This is a genomic window from Microbacterium sp. 1.5R (genome assembly GCF_007667425.1).
Classification (GTDB): Bacteria; Actinomycetota; Actinomycetes; order Actinomycetales; family Microbacteriaceae; genus Microbacterium.
In genome coordinates, this window is record NZ_VDRC01000002.1 from 397072 (window position 1) to 414150 (window position 17079).

Sequence of the window (17079 nt, forward strand, 5' to 3'; positions counted from 1 at the left end):
GTCGCGATCTGGTTCTCGCGATCGCGCTCGATGGGTTGCGCAAGCGCGGACTCGGCGTGGGTGTCTCCCGCTGTCGCGATCTGGTTCTCGCGATCGCGCTCGATGGGTTGCGCAAGCGCGGACTCGGCGTGGGTGATTTCCCGCTGCCGCGATCTGGTTCTCGCGTCCTCGGCTATGCCGCCGCGTCGAGTTCTTTCGCGACGAGCGTGAGCACGTCGTAGGTCGCGACGATCTCGTCGTCCTGGTTCTTGAGCACCGCATCCCAGCGCACCTCGCCGTACTCGTCCGTCTCACGAGGGGTGATCTGCTTGGCTGTCAGCTCGACGCGGATCTGGTCGCCCGGCGACACGGGGGTCACGAACCGCAGGTTCTCGAGTCCTGAGTTCGCGAGCACGGGGCCGGGCGCCGGGTCGACGAAGAGGCCGGCGGCCCATGAGACCAGCAGGTAGCCGTGCGCGACGCGTCCGGGGAAGAACGGGTTGGCGGCGGCGGATTCCTCGTCCATGTGCGCGTAGAAGGTGTCGCCGGTGAACGCCGCGAACGTCTCGATGTCGTCGAGCGTCACGGTGCGGGAGCCGCTGGCGACCTGGTCGCCGATGTGCAGCTCGGCGAGCGACTTGCGGAACGGATGCACGCCGTCGCCGTTCTGATACGGACGCGCCGCCGCGCCCTGATGCCACACCCCGGTGAGTGCCGTCATCACCGCGGGCGACCCCTGCACGGCGGTGCGCTGCATGTGGTGCAGCACCGCGCGGATCCCGCCCAGTTCCTCCCCGCCGCCCGCGCGACCGGGGCCTCCGTGCACGAGGTTCGGCAGGGGTGACCCGTGGCCGGTTGAGCTGCGCGCGTCGTCTCGGTCGAGGAACAGCACGCGGCCGTTGTACGCGGCGATGCCCGATGCGAGCGCCACTGCCACTTCCGGGTCGTGGGTCGCGACGCTGGTGACGAGCGACCCGCCACCGCGGGCGACGAGTGCGCTGGCCTCGTCGAGCGAGTCGTAGCCGATGATGCTCGACACCGGCCCGAACGCCTCGATCTCGTTCACGGCCTCGCTCTCGGCATCCGGGAAACGCAGGAGCATGGGGGAGACGAATGCTCCGTCGGGCGCTGCGCTCTCGCTGCCGTCGGCGAGGCGGACGGTGGGGGCGTCGGTGTCACCGACGACCAGCTCGCCGCCGCCCGCGAGGAGGCGCTCGACCTGACGCAGCACCTCGTCGCGCTGAGCGGTCGACGCGAGCGGGCCCATGGTGACGCCATCGGCGCGCGGGTCGCCGATCACGATGCGCTCGGCCAGCCGGGTGCGTACGGCGCCGATCACGTCGTCGATGAGACTCGTCGGCACGATCGCGCGACGGATCGCCGTGCACTTCTGCCCGGCCTTGCTCGTCATCTCCGCGACGAGCTGACGCACATAGGCATCGAATTCGGGGGTGCCGCTGACGGCATCCGTTCCGAGGACCGACGCGTTGATCGAGTCGGTCTCGCTGGTGAAGCGCACGCCGCCGGTCTGCACCGCGTCGTGCGCGCGAAGGTGTTCGGCGGTCGACGCCGATCCGGTGAAGGCCACGAGGTCGCCGAGCTGCAGATCGTCGAACAGGGTCGGGACGCTGCCCGACACGAGCTGCAGCGAGCCCTCGGGGAGCAGCCCTGTTTCGACCATGATCCGCACCATCGCCTCGGTGAGATAGCCGGTGGGGGTCGCGGGCTTCACGATCGTGGGCACTCCGGCGAGGAACGCGGGCGCGAACTTCTCGAGCGAGCCCCAGACGGGGAAGTTGAAGGCGTTGATCTGCACGGCCGCGCCGCGGAGGCGGCTGTAGATGTGTCGGCCGATGAACGACCCATCGCGTGAGAGGTTCTCGACGGGACCGTCGACGTACACCTTCGCGTTCGGGAGCTCGCGGCGGCCTTTGCTGGAGTACGCGAACAGCACGCCGATGCCGCCGTCGATGTCGACCCAGGAGTCCTGCGCGGTCGCGCCGGTGCGAGCGGAGATCTCGTACAGCTCCGTCTTGCGCTCGGTGAGGGCGAGGGCGAGCCGCTTGAGCAGCACGGCGCGCTGGTGGAAGGTGAGTTCGCCGAGGGAGTCCTGGCCGGTGCTGCGGGCGTAGGCGAGCGCGGCGCCGAGGTCGAGTCCGTTCGTCGAGACGCGGGCGACGACCTCGCCGGTCGATGCGTCACGGACCTCGGTCGCGTCCTTCGCGTCAGCGGGTGTCCACCACGCCCCCTGCACGTAGCTGGGCAGGATGTCGGTCATCTCTCGTCCTTCCGTCGGGTCAGTCGTGCGTCGTGTCTGTTCATCACTCGTCCCACTCGTAGAAGCCCCGGCCGGTCTTACGGCCGAGGTGCCCCTCGGCGACGAGACGGCGCAGAAGTGCCGGCGGCGCGAAGCGGTCACCGAGGTGCGCAGCGAGGTACTCCGCGATGCCGAGGCGCACGTCGAGTCCGACGATGTCGGTGAGGCGCAGCGGCCCGACGGGATGCTTGTAGCCCAGCGTCATCGCGGCATCGATGTCGTCGGGGGAGGCGACGCCCTCCTCGACCATGCGGATCGCCTCGAGGCCCAGAGCGACGCCGAGGCGCGAGGAGGCGAACCCGGGGGCGTCGGCGACGACGATGGGCGACTTGCCGATCGACCGCACCCACTCGCGGGCCGCGTCGACGAGCGGGGGAGCGGTGGCCGCGCCCCGCACGATCTCGACGAGGCCAGAGGCCGGCACGGGGTTGAAGAAGTGCATCCCGAGGAACCGCTCGGGGCGGACGAGGGTCGCGGCGAGCTCGTCGATCGAGATCGACGAGGTGTTCGAGGCGATCACGGCGTCGGGACCGACGTGTCCCTCGACGCTCGTGAGGGCGCCGATCTTCAGGGAGATCTCTTCGGGCACCGCCTCGACGACGAGCGCGCACGAGGCGAACGAAGACATGTCGTCCGTCGACACGAGCCGCGCTCGGTACACGTCGACGGTCTCGACCGCGGAGCCGCGTGCGATCGACGTCTCGACGGAACGCAGCACGCGATCGGATGCCGCGCGCGCGGCGTCCTCGTCGCGCTCGACCACGGTGACGTGCGAACCGGCGAGCAGGAACGCGTGCGCGATGCCCGCGCCCATGCGCCCGCCGCCGAGGACGCCGACGTGCGCCGGCGCTGCGTTCATGACAGCTCTCCCGTCTTCGAGCGGTCCCGCCGTTCGAGGAAGTCGGTCATCCGCCGGAACTTCTCCGGACTCTCGAACAGCGCGGACTGCGCCTCGAGGTCGATGGCCGGATGCTGCTCGCGCGGTGCGCGGAACACCCGCTTCGTCGCGATGGTCGCCTGGCGATCGTTCCGGCTGATCCGGTCGGCGATCGCGTGGGCCGCCCCAAGCAGGTCGTCTCTCTCGTGCAGTGACGTGACGAGTCCGATGCGCACGGCCTCGTCCGCCTTCACGGTGCGGCCGGTGACCAGCAGTTCGACCGCGCGAGCGTCACCGACGATCTCCTTGAGTCGCCAGCTCGCTCCGGCAGCCGCGAGGATGCCGAGTCCGGTCTCGGGGTTGCCGATCGCGAGGCTCGGCGTGCCGATGCGGATGTCCGCGGCGTACGCGAGTTCGGCGCCGCCGCCCAGCGCGTAGCCGTCGATCGCGGCGATCACCGGCATGGGGAGTTCGGCGATACGGACGAACGCGCGGGTGTTGATGCCGAGAAGGGCATCGGCTGCTCGGCGCTCGCGCAGCTCGGCGATGTCGGCTCCCGCGGCGAAGACGCCGTCGGAGCCGGCGAGGATGAGCGTGCGCGGATCGGTTTCGAGTTCCGCGCAGAGGCCGTGCAGAGCGTCGACCGTCGCCTGGTCGATGGCGTTCCGCTTGCCGGGCCGGTTGAGCGTCGCGACGACCCGATCGTCGGAGCGCTGGACGAGCAGGGGACTATTGTCGCCCTGGTCGCCCTGGTCGCCCTGGTCGCCCTGGTCGCCCTGATCGCCCGGGTCGCCCGTCAGAGAAGGGGTCGTCATCACACCTTCTCCAGGATCACGGCCGCGCCCTGACCGACGCCGACGCACATCGTGGCGAGGCCGTAGCGGGAGTCTTCCCGCTCCATGCGTCCGAGCAGAGTGACGAGCAGTCGTGACCCGGACGATCCCAACGGGTGGCCGAGGGCGATCGCGCCGCCGTCTGCGTTCACGACGTCCGCGTCGAGTCCGAGTCGCCGGATGCAGGCGAGCGACTGTGTGGCGAACGCCTCGTTCAGCTCCACGGCTCCGATGTCGTCGATCCGGAGACCGGACCGCCGCAGCGCCTTCTCGGTGGCCGGCACGGGACCGAGGCCCATGATCTCCGGCGCGAGCGCTGCGCTCGTGCCGACGACGATCCGTGCGCGGGGAACGAGCCCAAAGCGCTCCACGGCGTCGCCGCTCGCGACGACGAGCGCGGAGGCGCCGTCGTTGAGGGCGCTGGAGTTGCCGGCGGTGACGACCTGGCCGCCCGCCACGACGGGGCGGAGCCGTGCGAGCACCTCGAGGGTCGTGTCGGGGCGCGGCCCTTCGTCGACGAGCACGCGCCGGTCGCCGACCGACACGCCGACGATCTCGTCTTCGAACCGACCGGCGGCGATCGCCGCGGCGGCACGGTGCTGTGAACGCACGGCGAAGGCATCCGCCTGTTCCCGGCTGATTCCGTCGAGACGGGCGACCTCTTCGGCCGTCTCCGGCATGGTGAAGGTCGCCTTGTCGCGGTCGCTGAGGCGCGGGTTCGGGAAGCGCCATCCGATCGAGGTGTCGTAGGCCGCTCCGGGTTTAGCCCATGCCTTGTCCGGCTTCGCCTGCACCCAGGGCGCGCGGGTCATCGACTCGACTCCGCCGGCCACGATGAGGTCGGCGTCGCCGGCGCGTATCGCCTGCGCTGCCATCGTGACCGCCGACATGCCGGATGCGCAGAGGCGGTTCACGGTGATGCCGGGGACGGAATCGGGGAGCCCGGCCAGCAGCACGGCCATCCTCGCGACGTTGCGGTTGTCTTCGCCCGCTTGGTTGGCTGCGCCGAGGATGACCTCGTCGATGTCGACCGCGGTCGGGTCTACGCCCGCTCGGCGGACAGCCTCGCCGACGACGATCGCCGCCAGGTCGTCGGGGCGGACCGTGGCCAGCGAGCCACCGTAGCGCCCCACCGGGGTGCGGGTTCCTCCGACGAGGTAGGCATCCGTCATCTCGATCTCCTGACTGCGTCGTCGCGGCGGGTCCGGGCGACCGGATCCTAATTACTGACCGATCGTATGGTAATTATGGCACAACCCTTCCCGGGTCCACGAGGCGCCTGGCTCAGCTCAGCAGGTCGACGCCTTTCGTCTCCTTCACGAGCGACACGGCGATCAGAGAGATCACCGAGGCGATGGCGATGTAGAGGCCGATGGTCCATGCCGCCTGGAACTGGTTGAGCAGTGCCTCGGCGATCATCGGCGCGAAGGCTCCGCCGAGGATCGCACCGAGGGCGTAGCCGATCGAGACGCCCGAGTAGCGCACGTTCGCCGGGAACATCTCCGCGTAGAGCGCGGCCTGGGGGCCGTAGGAGAGACCGAGCGCGAAGGTCATCACGAACAGCGCGACGAAGTACCAGAAGATATTGGCGGTGTCGATGAGGAACCACATCGGCACAGCCCAGACCGCGAGCGCGACATAGCCGATCTGGAAGGTGCGCACGCGGCCGAGGCGGTCCGACAGATGTCCGCCCCAGAGGGTGAAGATGAGCCAGCCGAACGAGGCGAGGGTGGTCGCGAGCAGCACCGGCGGGCGCTCCATCCCGAGCCCTGTGACGGCATAGGTCGCGAAGAAGGCGATCAGCAGGTAGCCGGCGGCGTTGTTCGCGATGAAGATCAACGCGGTGAGCACGACCTGCTTCGTGTTCTTGCGGAAGAGGATGCCGAGGGGAGCCGATGCCTCCTTGCGACGGCGCTGCAGCTCCTCGAAGATGGGGCTCTCGTCCACGGCGCGGCGGATGAGGTAGCCGACGCCGATGAGCACGATCGACAGCAGGAACGGGATGCGCCAGCCCCACTCGAGGAACGCCTCCGCCGACATCGATGTCGTCAGCACCCAGAGGGTGGCGGTTGCGAGGATCATGCCGACGGGGACGCCGATCTGCGGGAAGGCGCCGAAGAGGCCGCGACGCCCGCGGGGAGCGTGCTCGACCGCCATCAGGGCCGCGCCGCCCCACTCGCCTCCGGCCGAGAAGCCCTGCAGGATCCGGAGGGCGATGAGGAGGATCGGGGCGGCGATGCCGATCGCCGCGTAGGTGGGGAGGACGCCGATCAGCGAGGTTGAGAGTCCCATGAGGATGAGGGTGAAGACCAGCATCCGCTTGCGGCCCAGCTTGTCGCCGAGGTGGCCGGCGATGATCGCACCCAGCGGGCGGAACAGGAACGAGATGCCGATCGTCGCGAACGACAGCACCTGGGCGAGGCCGGGGCTGCTCTCGGCGATCGGGGCGAGGAAGAGGGGCGCGAGCACGAGGCCTGCCGCCTGGGCGTAGATGAAGAAGTCGTACCATTCGATCGACGTGCCTACGAGCGTGCTGGCGAGCACGCGGCGTTCTTCGGCGGGCATCCGTCGGGTCGAGGTCGGTTCCGAGACTGCTGACGTCATGGCGAACTCCGTTGTTCTGCGATTCGGGACTGAGGTCGAGCATGCGCGGCGGCCATCGACGCGCATTTCTACCGATCGATCGGTCAGTAATTGCCGAGCGTAGCGCATGGTCTCGACGAAATCGAGAAGGGCGGGAGGGGAGGATTCCCTTCTGGTCGGACGGACGGAGGGCGTCTCTGCGAGCTCGTTCACCGCGTCGGTAGCGGGCCCGTGAGCTGGGTCAGATCTTGCCGAAGGTGCGCAGCGGATGCTCGATTAGCTCGGTCACGCGACGGAGGAAGCTCGCGGCGTAGCCGCCGTCGCACACCCGGTGGTCGAAGACGAGCGAGAGCTGGGCGATGCGCCGCGCCATGATCTGCCCGTCGACCACCCACGGGCGCTCGATGATCCGGCCGATGCCGAGGATGGCGACCTCAGGGTGGTTGATGATCGCGGCCGACCCGTCGACCCCCAGCCCGCCGTAGTTGTTGAGCGTGAAGGTCGAGCCGCGCAGGCGTTCCGGGGGGATGCGGCCGTCACGAGCGGTGGCCGAGAGTTCGCGCAACGCTGTGTCGAGTTCGTCGATGGCCAGCGCGTGGGCCTGGGGCATCACCGGGACGAGGAGCCCGCGGTCGGTGTCGACCGCGACGCCGAGGTTCACGCCATCGAAGGAGATCAGCTCGGATCCGTCGTCGCTCAGGCGCGACGCGAGGATCGGGTGCTCGCCGAGCGCGAGCAGCACGAAGCGGGCGAGGATCGCTGTGATGGACGGCGCTCGGTGGCCCGCGGGGGCCATGTCTGCGCGCAGCCTCCAGAGGTCGGTCGCGTCGACGTCGACCCAGACGGTCGCCTCGGGGATCTCGGAGCGGCTGCGGGTGAGTCGCGCGCTCACCGCCTTTCGCAGCGGCGACAGGCGCTCCCGGGAGCGCACGGCGAGGCCGTCGACGTTCTCGGCGCCGCTGCCCGTGTCACGCGTCTCCCGACGCACGACTTCACCTATCCCGTCCACGGCGTCGTCTACCGCCGCGGCGAGTACGTCGGCGCGTGTGATCGCGCCGTCCGGTCCTGTAGGGACGATCGTATGCACGTCGAGGCCCAGGTCGCGGGCGAGACGTCGGACCAGCGGTGACCGCACGGCGACGGGTCGGTGCGTCGGGTCGGGGCCCGTCGTCTCGGCGGCGATGGTCTTGGGCGGTGTCGCCATCCCTGTGGCCGCGGAGGTGGCGGCCGCTTCAGCGCCCGATGCCTTCGCGCGGGTCATCGGCTGATCTCTCGCCGCGGCGGGCCGCCGTCGCCCGGTGTGTGTGGGGCCCGACGTGCCGTAGCCGATCAGCACGTTCCCCGAGCCGGCGCGCTCCTCGGCGCGATAGGCCTCGTGCTCGACGGCCCCGGTGGGGCCGGCGTTCGCGGCGGGACGGTGCTCGGCTCCGGCGAGGGGGCTGGTCCCTGTTTCGGCGGTCGGGCCGGTTTCGGCATTCGGGCTCGCTCCGGTGTCGGTTCCTTTTCCGGTGTCGGTTCCTGCTCCGGACCCGGGTTCTGCTCCGGCATCCGTGACTCTTCCGGCGTCCGCGCCCGTTTCCGTTTCCGTCGCTGTTTCACCGCTCGGGCTCGTTCCGGACCCCGGTCCTGTTGCGGCATCCGGGGTCGTGCTGGCGCCCGATCCGCCGTCTCGTTGCGTCTCCCGCGCCGGAGCGGCGACGTCGAGGACGGGCGCGCCGACGTCGATCGTGTCGCCTGCCGCTCCGTGCAGCGCGGCCACGACCCCGGCGAAGGGGGAGGGGAGTTCGACGATGCTCTTGGCCGTCTCCACCTCGGCGATGGGCTGATCGGTCACGATGCTGTCGCCCACCGAGACGAGCCACTGCACGAGTCCGGCTTCGGTGAGTCCTTCTCCGAGGTCGGGCAGGCGGAAAGTCCGGATGCCGGAGCCTCCCGTCGTCATCTCCGTCGTCGTACCCGCAGTTCCCGTGCCGGCCGTCCCTGTCGTAGCCGCGGTTCCCGTACCGGCCGTCCCTGTCGTACCGGCAGTGCCTGTCGTACCCGCCGTCCCTGTCGTACCGGCAGTCCCTGTCGTACCCGCCATCCCGGTCGTACTGGTCCCGGCCGTCCCTGACGTACTCGTCGTAGCCGCGGCGCTCACGGTCGGTCCTCCCAGTGCAGTGAGTCGACGGCGTCGAGGATCCGATCGACGTCGGGCAGGTACCAGTGCTCGAGTTTCGGGGGCGCGTACGGGGTGTCGAAGCCGGTGACCCGGCGCACGGGCGCTTCGAGGAATTCGAAGCAGCGCTCGAACACGCGTGCCTGGATCTCGGAGGCGACGCTCGCGAAGCCCGGAGCTTCGGCGATCACGACGGCGCGCCCTGTCGACCGCACAGCTGTCATGACCATCTCGTCGTCGAACGGCGTCAGTGAGCGGACGTCGACGACCTGGATGCTGCGTCCCTCTGCTGCGGCCGCCTCGGCGGCGTGCAGCGCGAGAGGGACGGACGCTCCGTAGGCGATGAGGGTGACGTCGGTGCCCTCACGGGCGATGCGCGCGGAGCCGATGTCGACGGTGACAGCGGTGTCGACCTCTCCCTTGGACCAGTACAGCTTCTTCGGCTCGAGGAAGACGACCGGGTCGGGCGACGCGATCGCGGCTCTGAGCAGCGAGTACGCGTCTTGCGGGGTGGCGGGGCTGACGACGGTGAGGCCCGGAGTATGCGCGTAGTAGGCCTCCGACGAGTCGCAGTGATGCTCGACGCCGCCGATGCCGCCGCCGAAGGGGATCCGGATGACCAGCGGCATCCTCACGCCTCCGCGTGTGCGGTTGGAGAGCTTCGCGACGTGGCTGACGATCTGCTCGAATGCCGGGAGCGCGAATGCGTCGAACTGCAGCTCGACCACCGGGCGAAGGCCGTTCATGGCCATGCCGACGGCGGTGCCGACGATGCCTGACTCGGCGAGCGGGGTGTCGAAGCAGCGGTCCTCGCCGAAGTGGGCCGTGAGTCCGTCGGTGATGCGGAACACGCCGCCGAGGACTCCGACGTCTTCGCCGAACACGAGGACGGATTCGTCTGCGGTGAGCGCGTCGGCAAGGGCGAGGTTGAGTGCGGCCGCCATGCTCAGCGTCTGGACCGTCGATTCCGGTGCATCGACGTCGACGTGGTCGTGGTCGTGGGTGATGGTCATCGTGCGCCTCCCGAGTGGTCTGCGGTGTGGGGAGGTGTCGACGTCACTGTGTCGACATCGATGTGGTGGTGGGTGAGGGTCATCGTGCGCCTCCTGCGGAGTGCGTCTCCTGATCGCGCTCGATCTCGTCGCGGAGCAGATCCCACTGTTCCTGCAGCTGGGGCGAGCGCTCGGTGGTGACGAAGCGGAACAGGTCTTCGGGGTCGAGGTCGGAGTCGGCGTTGAGTGCGGCGCGCATCGCGGACGCGATCTCCTCCGCCCCCTCTGCGATGCCCCTTTCGAGGTCGTCGGTGAGCGCGCCGCTCTGGGAGAGGTGCGCGCGAAGACGGGTGAGGGGGTCACGTGCGACCCACGCCTGCACTTCCTCCCGTTGGCGGTAGCGGGTGTCGTCGTCGGCGTTGGTGTGCGCCTGCATCCGGTAGGTGTGCGCTTCGACGAGAGTGGGGCCCTCGTCGTTGCGGGCCCGAGCCACCGCTTCGCCGAGCACCGCGAGCACCGCCGCGACGTCGTTGCCGTCGACGCGGCGACCGGGGATGCCGTAGCCGATCGCCTTGTGCGCGAGCGATGGGGCCGCGGTCTGGCGGCTGAGGGGCACGGAGATCGCGAATTCGTTGTTCTGCACGAAGAACACGACGGGCACGTGGAAGACGGCGGCGAAGTTCATCGCCTCGTGGAAGTCGCCCTCGCTGGTCGCGCCGTCGCCGCACAGGGCGAGCACCACGGTGTCTTCGCCGCGCCGCTTCGCGGCGTATGCGAAGCCGACAGCGTGCAGCAGCTGCGTGGCGAGGGGCGTGGCCTGAGGGGCGACGCGGTGCAGGGGCACGTCATAGCCGGAGTGCCAGTCTCCCTTGAGGAGGACCATGGCATCGGCGGGAGCGACGCCCCGTGCGATGACGGCCACCGAGTCGCGGTAGGTGGGGAAGAGCCAGTCGGTGTCGCGGAGGACGAGGGCGGCGCCGATCTGGCAGGCCTCCTGTCCGTGTGACGAGGGATAGACGGCGAGTCGTCCCTGCCGGACCAGGGCGCTGGCCTGGTCGTTGATGCGGCGCCCTTCGACGAGGCCGCGGTACGCGGCTAGCAAGGTCGCGCTGTCGGGGAGCGCGTAGTCGCTGTCGGTGGCGAGGTCGCCCGCCGCGTCGATCAGCTGCACAGCTTCGTCGCGCGGAAGCAGTTCTTCGTGCATCATCCGTTCGCCCTCTCTGCCGAACCCGATGAGGAAAGGATGCATCGGAACGCTCAGACGTCCAAGAGCGGCAGCGCATTCGTGGATGACTGGTCGATGCTTGTCGCGCAATCGTGCGAAGTGTCAGAATTCGAGCACAGGACGAAGGGGTGCCATGACCACGCTGGATGACGTCGATCGCGCGATCCTCGAACAGTTGCGGCTCGACGCAAGGGTGTCGATGACGGCGATCGCCGAGGCGGTGCACATCTCGCGGGCGGGCGCGCATGCGCGGATCAAGAGGCTGACGGATGCCGGAATCGTGACCGGGTACACGGTGCGGACGGACCCGGTGCTGCTCGGTCATCATGCCAGCGCGTACGTGACGCTGGCGATCGAGCAGGCGACGTGGCAGGAGGTCAGTGCGCGGTTGCGCGCCATCCCCGAGATCGAGCACATGGCGCTCGTCGGCGGGGACTTCGATGTGATCCTGCTGGTGAGGGCCAACGACGCGCGGGATCTGCGCCGGATCGTGCTCGAGGATATCCAGTCGATACCGTCGATCCGGTCGACACGCACGACGTTGATCTTCGAGGACTTCGCGCTCATCTGAGGAACGGACGGAAGACGGCGTGGACGCGCGCACCGGCGGGTGCGCGTAAGGCGTCAGAACGGCGGGATTGCCGCAGGCGGTGGCGCCGCGGGTGGTGTTGCTGCGGTCGGGCGTGCCCCGGGCGATGCCGTGCCGGGCGGGCCTGCCTTGAGCGGGGTTGCCCCGGGCGATGCCGGGTCATCCGTGTTCGTGTCCGTGTTCGGCTCAGGAGGGGCGTCGAGGTAGATGCGTCCGGTGGGGCTGGTCCATGAGTACAGGCCGTCGCCTAAGTGTTCGACATGCCAGGGCGTGTGATGTTTCAAGCTGTGATGACGCCGGCAGAGGGTGCCGAGGTTGCCCGCATCGGTGTGCCCTCCCGTTGCATAATCACGAGTGTGGTCGATGTCGCAGTCGCCGGGTAGCTGACCGCACCCGGGGAACCGGCAGCGTTGATCGCGCGCTCGGAGGTGCCGTCTCAGCTCCGCAGAGGGACGGTACCGGTCCACGGCGAGGAGCCGACCACTGATGGGGTGGGTGAGGACGCGATCCCATCCGGTCGCACTTCCGGCGAGCCGTCGCGCCGTGTCTGCGTCGATGGGAACACACCCGTCGAGTTCGGCCGGCATAGTGCTCGTTCCCATCAGCGTCTGCACGGGCACGGTGATGCTCACCGATCCGGCGATGGCCGCCAGCATCCCGTCGGCGGAATCGTGGCCCGTCGGCGCCCCCGTGAGGACGAGGTCGAGAGCCAGGTCGCACCGCACCTGGGCGAGGGTCCTGGGGTCGGATTCGCCGTCGCGAGAAGTCCTGAATGGCTCACCAGCCGGCCAGGGCGACGGGCGTGCAGTCTCGCCATCGCGCCGTGCGTCGCGGGCCTTTGCGTCCGTCGCCGTCGGCTGCGCGTCCGTGGTCGCCGCCGCGTCCTCGGTTGCCGCGGCCGCATCTGTGGCCGCTGGCTGCATATCTGTGGCCGTCGCCGCATCCGTCGCCGTCGGCTGCGCGTCCTCAGTCGCCGCGGTCGTCACCACGGTCCTCGCCATCGCCGTGATGCGGTCGTAGGCGCCGTGAACGAGGGTGGCAGGCCCGAGCAGCCCGAGTTCGGCCATGCCGTCGGCGCGATCCTTCACCCAGACTGCGCGCTGTTCCCGAGCGCTCTGGTGACGCTCATCGACGGTGCGGCGCTGGAGCCGCTCGGCCACACGCCGAGCTCGGCGGGCCAGCCGGTTCGGGGATTCGGACTGCGCCCACTCCACCATCTCTGTGGCGTAGGCGTCGCGGTCATCGGCGTCATCGAGGTGTAGCCCGGCGTCGATGACGACCCTCGACTGAGCCGCGCTGACTCGGCCGTCTCCCTGCGCGCGCCACAGTGCGGGGAACTGCCCCACCAGCAGCTCGGCGTCGGCCATGCGTCGCTGAACGGTGCGGTCGCTGAGGCGCAGTGCGGCCCCGAACTCCGCTGCCACCGCGCGCAGCGCCATGTCGCCCGCGTCGTGAGCGCGGCTGTCGTCGCGATCCTCCTCATGCTGAACGGTCTCGAGCGCGATCCGCGCACCGGTGGCGAGGAGTCCGTCGCGACAGGCCATCAGTGAGCTGATGGCGCGCTCGACGGCCACGAGCGTCGCGGTGAGTGCGCCCACCGCGCCCACTTGCTCGGCCGTCGCGTCCGTCAGTGCTGTCATACCCACACTCAATCGGCAACCACCGACATTCGAGGGCCAGTTCAGCGGTGAAATCGAGCAACTCGACCGAGCACTCCGGAACTTCGGAATGCAGCGTGAGAAATGCGGAATGCAGCGGGAGAACGGGGCGTCAGGAGAGTCGCGAGCTCACTCCACGACGAGGTCGAAACCGCCGCCGGCCGTCGTGCGCACGGAGACCTGCGTCAGATTCTCGACATGGTATTCGGGGGAGTGGGCCGCGGCGTGCGTGCCGATCCCGATCACCCGCATGCCCGCCGCGTGAGCAGCCTGGATGCCCGCGCCGGAGTCCTCGAACACCACGCAATCCGCCGGCTCGACGCCCAGTAGCCTCGCACCCAGCAGGAAACCCTCGGGGTCGGGTTTCGACGCCGACACACTCTCGGCCGTGACGACGAGCTGTGGCACCGTGAGCCCCGCTTCGCCCATCCGCGCGTTCATCAGGGGCACGTTCGCCGAGGTCACGATCGCGTGCGGCACGCCCGCGAGCGCCTCCAGCAGAGCGCCGGCACCGCGGATCTCCACGACGCCGTCGACGTCGCTCGCCTCGGTCGCCAGCATCCGCTCGTTCTCGACGAGATTCACCGCGTGATCACGCTCGGGAAGCATGATCGCCATGCTCTGATGCCCCTGACGTCCGTGCACCACGCCGAGCACGGTCGCCGGATCGAGGCCGTGCGGTTCCGCCCACGCGAGCCAGAGCCTCTCCACGACCGCGGTCGAGTCGACGAGGGTGCCGTCCATGTCGAGCAGGACGGCGCGGGCGGGGATGATCTCGGTCACCGGTCCAGGCTACTGCGCGAGGGGATCGGGGGTGCTGCGCCAGGGGACGAGCGGACGGGGCGAGCGAGCTCGGGGGACGCGGGCACCCAGGGATGCGGTGGCGGATGCCGGAGACGATGCGGGATGTTCCGCGGGGAGCGAGCGAGCTCCGGGATGCAGCGGAGGATGCGCGGTGCTACTCCGTCCGCAGCGCCTGCGTCGCCTCTGCCGTGCGTCGCAGGGCCTCCACGGCATCCGCACGGCGACGACGTGCCACCCCGACGAAGAGGCAATCCACGAGGGCGAGCTGAGCGATCCGGCTGACCATCGCGCCGGCCCGCAGACGCGGCTCCCGCGCGTGCGTCAGCAGCACGACGTCTCCCGACGCCGCGACCGCCGAATCGGCGACACCGGTGATCGCGATGGTCCTGGTGCCTGCTCCGCGGGCGGCCTGCAGGAATCGCTGGGTCTCGATCGTCGTGCCCGACTGCGAGATCCCGACCGCGACAGTGCCGTCGGCTGGGAGGACGGCCGCAGCGCTCGCGACGTGCGCGTCCGTGAGGATCACTGCCGCCCGACCGATGCGCAGAAGCTTCTGGCCGAAGTCGGCGGCGACGAGTCCACTGGCCCCGATGCCGAACAGCAGGACACGCTGTGCGCTGTCCAGTGCGGCCACCGCCTCGTCGAGCACGGCGTCGTCGAGCCCGGCGATGGTCTCCTCGATCGCGAGCACCTCGAGCGAGGCGACCTTCGCGGTCGCCTCGCGCAACGAGTCGTCGAGTGAGATCTCCGAACCGAACCCGGTGGGGGAGCTGAACTGCACCGACTCGCGGCCCAGCTCTGCCGCCAACGCCATGCGCAACGCCGCATACCCGTCGACGCCGACAGAGCGGCAGAAGCGGACGACCGAGGCGACGGAGGTCTCGCACAGGGCGGCGAGCTCGGTGATCGTGCTGTCCACGACGATGCCCGGATTGTCGCCCAGGGCCCGCGCGATGCGCGCAAGAGAAGGAGGCAGCGTCTCCGCCGCCCCGGCGATACGCGTCTGAATGCTCATGTCTCCCCGAGTCTCATTGCTTGAACAATTCTTTCACGTTCATTGGCATATGCGTAGACTATTTTCATGCTGCACCGTCCCGTTCTCGCCGTCGACCTCGGCAAGTCCCGATGCCGTGTCGCCATGTCCGGCCCTAACGGGCAGACGGTCTCCGAGGGGATCGGATCCCCGGGACTCGCCGCTGCCGGGGGCGTCGAAGCGGCGCTCGCCGCCATCCTCCCGCTGACCTCCGACACCGCGGCCTACGGCGCCGTCTCCGTGGGAGCCGCCGGCGCATGGGCGGCGCCGGCCGCCGCATCCGAACTCGCACAGAGACTGCACTCGCGACTCGACGTCCCCGTCGCCGTCACCTCCGATGTCGTCTCCGCCCACGCCGGTGCCCTCGACGGGGGAGAGGGAGTCCTCCTGATCGCCGGCACCGGAGCCGCCGCCCTCGGCATCGACGGTGACGGCATCCGACTCATCGACGGCTGGGGACCCGAGGTCGGCGATCTCGGCAGCGGGTCGTGGTTCGGCCGCGCCGCCGTGCGCGCTGCCCTGCGCGCGTCCGCGGGGCTCGTCGGTCCGACCGCGTTGTCGGCAGGCGTCGAGGCGATGATCGGCCCGATCGACGGGATCCAGGCGTGGCTGTCTCGCGACGAGCCACTCGCTCGGCGGCTCGCCGCTCTCGCACCCGTCGTCCTGAACGTCGCCGCCGACGGCGACGCCGTCGCCGGGCAGATCGCCGGCGAGGGAGCTCGACTGCTGGTCGATTCCGCTGTCGCCGCGTCTGCCCGCAGCACCCGGGTCGCCCTGCACGGCGGCCTCACCCAGCACGACTGGTTCCGAGGAGTCCTCGCCGACTCCCTGCGCACCGCCGGTCGAGAGCCCGTGGATGCCGTCGGCGACGCTCTCGACGGCGCCCGGCTCATCGCCGAGCGCGCAGGCGCCGGCGACCCGCTCCCGCACGAGAGGTTCGTGCGCCGTGCCGGCTGAACAAGAGCCGGCTGAACAAGAGCGGGCCGAGCAAGAGCCGGCCGAACAAGAGCGGGCTGAACAAGAGCGGGCGAGCATTGCTCCCGAACCCCACGACATCTTCCGCCATCCATCCCCGAGAGGTCCGCACATCGTGCCCACTGAAGATCAGCGACTGTCCGCCCTGCTCGACGAGCTCTCCGCCCTCGGCACCGAGGCGTCGACGACCGACCGCGGCGACCTCGATCTGCTCGGCACCGCCGAGCTCGTGCGACGCATGAACGCCGAGGATCAGCGAGTGGCGCAAGCAGTCGCCGACCGCAGCACCGAGATCACCGCTGCGGTCGACGGCATCACGGCGCGGTTCCGCCGCGGAGGCCGCCTCTTCTACATCGGAGCAGGCACCGCCGGGCGCATAGGCGTGCTCGACGCGAGCGAATGCCCGCCCACGTTCGGCACCGACCCCTCGATGGTCGTGGGTCTCATCGCAGGCGGCGAGACCGCGATCCGCTCGGCGGTCGAGAACGCGGAAGACGACGACCGCGCCGCCGGCGAATCACTCGGCGCGCTGCACCTGACCGACCGCGACACCGTGGTCGGCATCTCCGCATCCGGGCGCACCCCGTTCGTCATCGGCGGACTGCAGTACGCCCGCGAGGTCGGGGCACTCACTGTGGCGATCGCCTCGAATGCCGATTCCGCGATCGGCGCCGTCGCCGACATCGCGATCGAGGTCGTGACCGGTCCCGAGTTCATCTCGGGTTCCACACGGCTCAAGTCGGGGACGGCGCAGAAGCTCGTCGTCAACATGCTCACGACCCTGTCGATGATCAACCTCGGCAAGACCTACCACGGCGTCATGGTCGACCTGCTCGCCACCAACAAGAAGCTGCACGCACGGTCGATCCGCACGGTCACCGAGCTCACCGGAACCGATGTCGGGCAGGCCTCGTCGGCGCTCGCCGCGGCGGACGGATCGGTCAAGCTCGCCATCCTCATCCTCTCCACGGGGGCGGAGCCGGATGCCGCGCGCGACGCGCTCACGGCCGCCGACGGCATCCTGCGGGTGGCGATAGCCGCGCTCGCCCCCTGAGC

The 17079-nt window shown here is 69.8% G+C and carries 15 protein-coding genes; 4 read left to right on the forward strand and 11 right to left on the reverse strand.

Features of this window, described 5'->3' with window-relative positions; translation table 11 throughout:
- On the forward strand, positions 1–221 hold a 221-nt coding region (locus tag FSY98_RS16850; protein ID WP_222119169.1), incomplete at its 5' end, for a hypothetical protein.
- On the opposite strand, the gene paaZ is transcribed toward FSY98_RS16850, so the two are convergent.
- The 8 genes from paaZ to FSY98_RS12865 all read right to left on the reverse strand — a co-directional run bounded on the left by paaZ (position 173) and on the right by FSY98_RS12865 (position 10946).
- Positions 173–2257: a phenylacetic acid degradation bifunctional protein PaaZ gene (gene paaZ, locus FSY98_RS12825; RefSeq protein WP_144877058.1), complete on the reverse strand. Its 2085-nt coding sequence runs from the start codon at positions 2255–2257 to the stop codon at positions 173–175. The two genes, FSY98_RS16850 and paaZ, sit on opposite strands and share 49 nt — an antisense overlap.
- 43 nt (positions 2258–2300) lie before the next feature.
- Complete coding sequence (locus FSY98_RS12830) at positions 2301–3155, reverse strand: 3-hydroxyacyl-CoA dehydrogenase family protein (protein WP_144877059.1); 855 nt, start codon at positions 3153–3155, stop codon at positions 2301–2303.
- Positions 3152–3988 (reverse strand): enoyl-CoA hydratase/isomerase family protein, encoded by an 837-nt coding sequence (locus FSY98_RS12835; protein WP_144877060.1) that lies wholly within the window; start codon positions 3986–3988, stop codon positions 3152–3154. The genes FSY98_RS12830 and FSY98_RS12835 overlap by 4 nt, the downstream gene beginning before the upstream one ends.
- A complete protein-coding gene (locus FSY98_RS12840; RefSeq protein WP_144877061.1) occupies positions 3988–5178 on the reverse strand; it encodes an acetyl-CoA C-acyltransferase in 1191 nt (396 codons plus the stop codon). The genes FSY98_RS12835 and FSY98_RS12840 overlap by 1 nt, the downstream gene beginning before the upstream one ends.
- A gap of 112 nt (positions 5179–5290) precedes the next feature.
- Positions 5291–6610, reverse strand: a complete 1320-nt coding sequence (locus FSY98_RS12845) for an MFS transporter (RefSeq protein WP_144877062.1) — start codon at positions 6608–6610, stop codon at positions 5291–5293.
- A gap of 220 nt (positions 6611–6830) precedes the next feature.
- Entirely contained in the window at positions 6831–8531 is a 1701-nt protein-coding gene (locus tag FSY98_RS12850; RefSeq protein ID WP_144877063.1) for a dihydrolipoamide acetyltransferase family protein, read from the reverse strand.
- 194 nt (positions 8532–8725) lie between these two features.
- On the reverse strand, positions 8726–9760 hold the full coding sequence (locus tag FSY98_RS12860) for an alpha-ketoacid dehydrogenase subunit beta (RefSeq protein ID WP_144877064.1): 1035 nt from the start codon (positions 9758–9760) through the stop codon (positions 8726–8728).
- A gap of 79 nt (positions 9761–9839) precedes the next feature.
- Positions 9840–10946 carry a thiamine pyrophosphate-dependent enzyme gene (locus FSY98_RS12865; protein WP_144877065.1) on the reverse strand — a complete coding sequence of 369 codons (1107 nt, stop codon included), beginning with the start codon at positions 10944–10946 and terminating at the stop codon, positions 9840–9842.
- Between the two features lie 151 nt (positions 10947–11097).
- Between FSY98_RS12865 and FSY98_RS12870 the strand changes: the two genes are divergently transcribed.
- The gene (locus FSY98_RS12870; RefSeq protein WP_186307679.1) at positions 11098–11535 is read left to right on the forward strand and encodes an Lrp/AsnC family transcriptional regulator; all 438 of its coding nucleotides are present in this window, start codon (positions 11098–11100) and stop codon (positions 11533–11535) included.
- Positions 11536–11588: 53 nt separating this feature from the next.
- Here FSY98_RS12870 and FSY98_RS12875 read toward each other — a convergent pair whose 3' ends face one another.
- The 3 genes from FSY98_RS12875 to FSY98_RS12885 all read right to left on the reverse strand — a co-directional run bounded on the left by FSY98_RS12875 (position 11589) and on the right by FSY98_RS12885 (position 15030).
- Positions 11589–13193, reverse strand: a complete 1605-nt coding sequence (locus FSY98_RS12875; protein WP_144877066.1) for an HNH endonuclease signature motif containing protein — start codon at positions 13191–13193, stop codon at positions 11589–11591.
- 147 nt (positions 13194–13340) lie between these two features.
- Positions 13341–13994: an HAD-IA family hydrolase gene (locus tag FSY98_RS12880; protein ID WP_144877067.1), complete on the reverse strand. Its 654-nt coding sequence runs from the start codon at positions 13992–13994 to the stop codon at positions 13341–13343.
- Between the two features lie 175 nt (positions 13995–14169).
- Positions 14170–15030, reverse strand: a complete 861-nt coding sequence (locus tag FSY98_RS12885; RefSeq protein ID WP_144877068.1) for a MurR/RpiR family transcriptional regulator — start codon at positions 15028–15030, stop codon at positions 14170–14172.
- Positions 15031–15096: 66 nt separating this feature from the next.
- Between FSY98_RS12885 and FSY98_RS12890 the strand changes: the two genes are divergently transcribed.
- Together FSY98_RS12890 and murQ are read left to right on the forward strand one after the other, a co-directional pair.
- Complete coding sequence (locus FSY98_RS12890; protein WP_144877069.1) at positions 15097–16005, forward strand: N-acetylglucosamine kinase; 909 nt, start codon at positions 15097–15099, stop codon at positions 16003–16005.
- A gap of 133 nt (positions 16006–16138) precedes the next feature.
- The gene (gene murQ / locus FSY98_RS12895; protein ID WP_144877070.1) at positions 16139–17077 is read left to right on the forward strand and encodes an N-acetylmuramic acid 6-phosphate etherase; all 939 of its coding nucleotides are present in this window, start codon (positions 16139–16141) and stop codon (positions 17075–17077) included.
- Positions 17078–17079 lie beyond the last annotated feature (2 nt).

Excerpts from the sequence above, each read along its gene's own strand:
- FSY98_RS12840 (WP_144877061.1), bottom strand. The coding sequence starts at position 5,178 with ATGACGGATGCCTACCTCGTCGGAGGAACCCGCACCCCGGTGGGGCGC.
- FSY98_RS12890 (WP_144877069.1), top strand. The coding sequence starts at position 15,097 with ATGCTGCACCGTCCCGTTCTCGCCGTCGACCTCGGCAAGTCCCGATGC.
- FSY98_RS12830 (WP_144877059.1), bottom strand. The coding sequence starts at position 3,155 with ATGAACGCAGCGCCGGCGCACGTCGGCGTCCTCGGCGGCGGGCGCATG.
- FSY98_RS12885 (WP_144877068.1), bottom strand. The coding sequence starts at position 15,030 with ATGAGCATTCAGACGCGTATCGCCGGGGCGGCGGAGACGCTGCCTCCT.
- FSY98_RS12850 (WP_144877063.1), bottom strand. The coding sequence starts at position 8,531 with ATGACGACGGGAGGCTCCGGCATCCGGACTTTCCGCCTGCCCGACCTC.
- FSY98_RS12865 (WP_144877065.1), bottom strand. The coding sequence starts at position 10,946 with ATGATGCACGAAGAACTGCTTCCGCGCGACGAAGCTGTGCAGCTGATC.
- FSY98_RS12870 (WP_186307679.1), top strand. The coding sequence starts at position 11,098 with ATGACCACGCTGGATGACGTCGATCGCGCGATCCTCGAACAGTTGCGG.
- FSY98_RS12835 (WP_144877060.1), bottom strand. The coding sequence starts at position 3,988 with ATGACGACCCCTTCTCTGACGGGCGACCCGGGCGATCAGGGCGACCAG.
- FSY98_RS12845 (WP_144877062.1), bottom strand. The coding sequence starts at position 6,610 with ATGACGTCAGCAGTCTCGGAACCGACCTCGACCCGACGGATGCCCGCC.
- FSY98_RS12860 (WP_144877064.1), bottom strand. The coding sequence starts at position 9,760 with ATGACCATCACCCACGACCACGACCACGTCGACGTCGATGCACCGGAA.
- paaZ (WP_144877058.1), bottom strand. The coding sequence starts at position 2,257 with ATGACCGACATCCTGCCCAGCTACGTGCAGGGGGCGTGGTGGACACCC.
- FSY98_RS12875 (WP_144877066.1), bottom strand. The coding sequence starts at position 13,193 with ATGACAGCACTGACGGACGCGACGGCCGAGCAAGTGGGCGCGGTGGGC.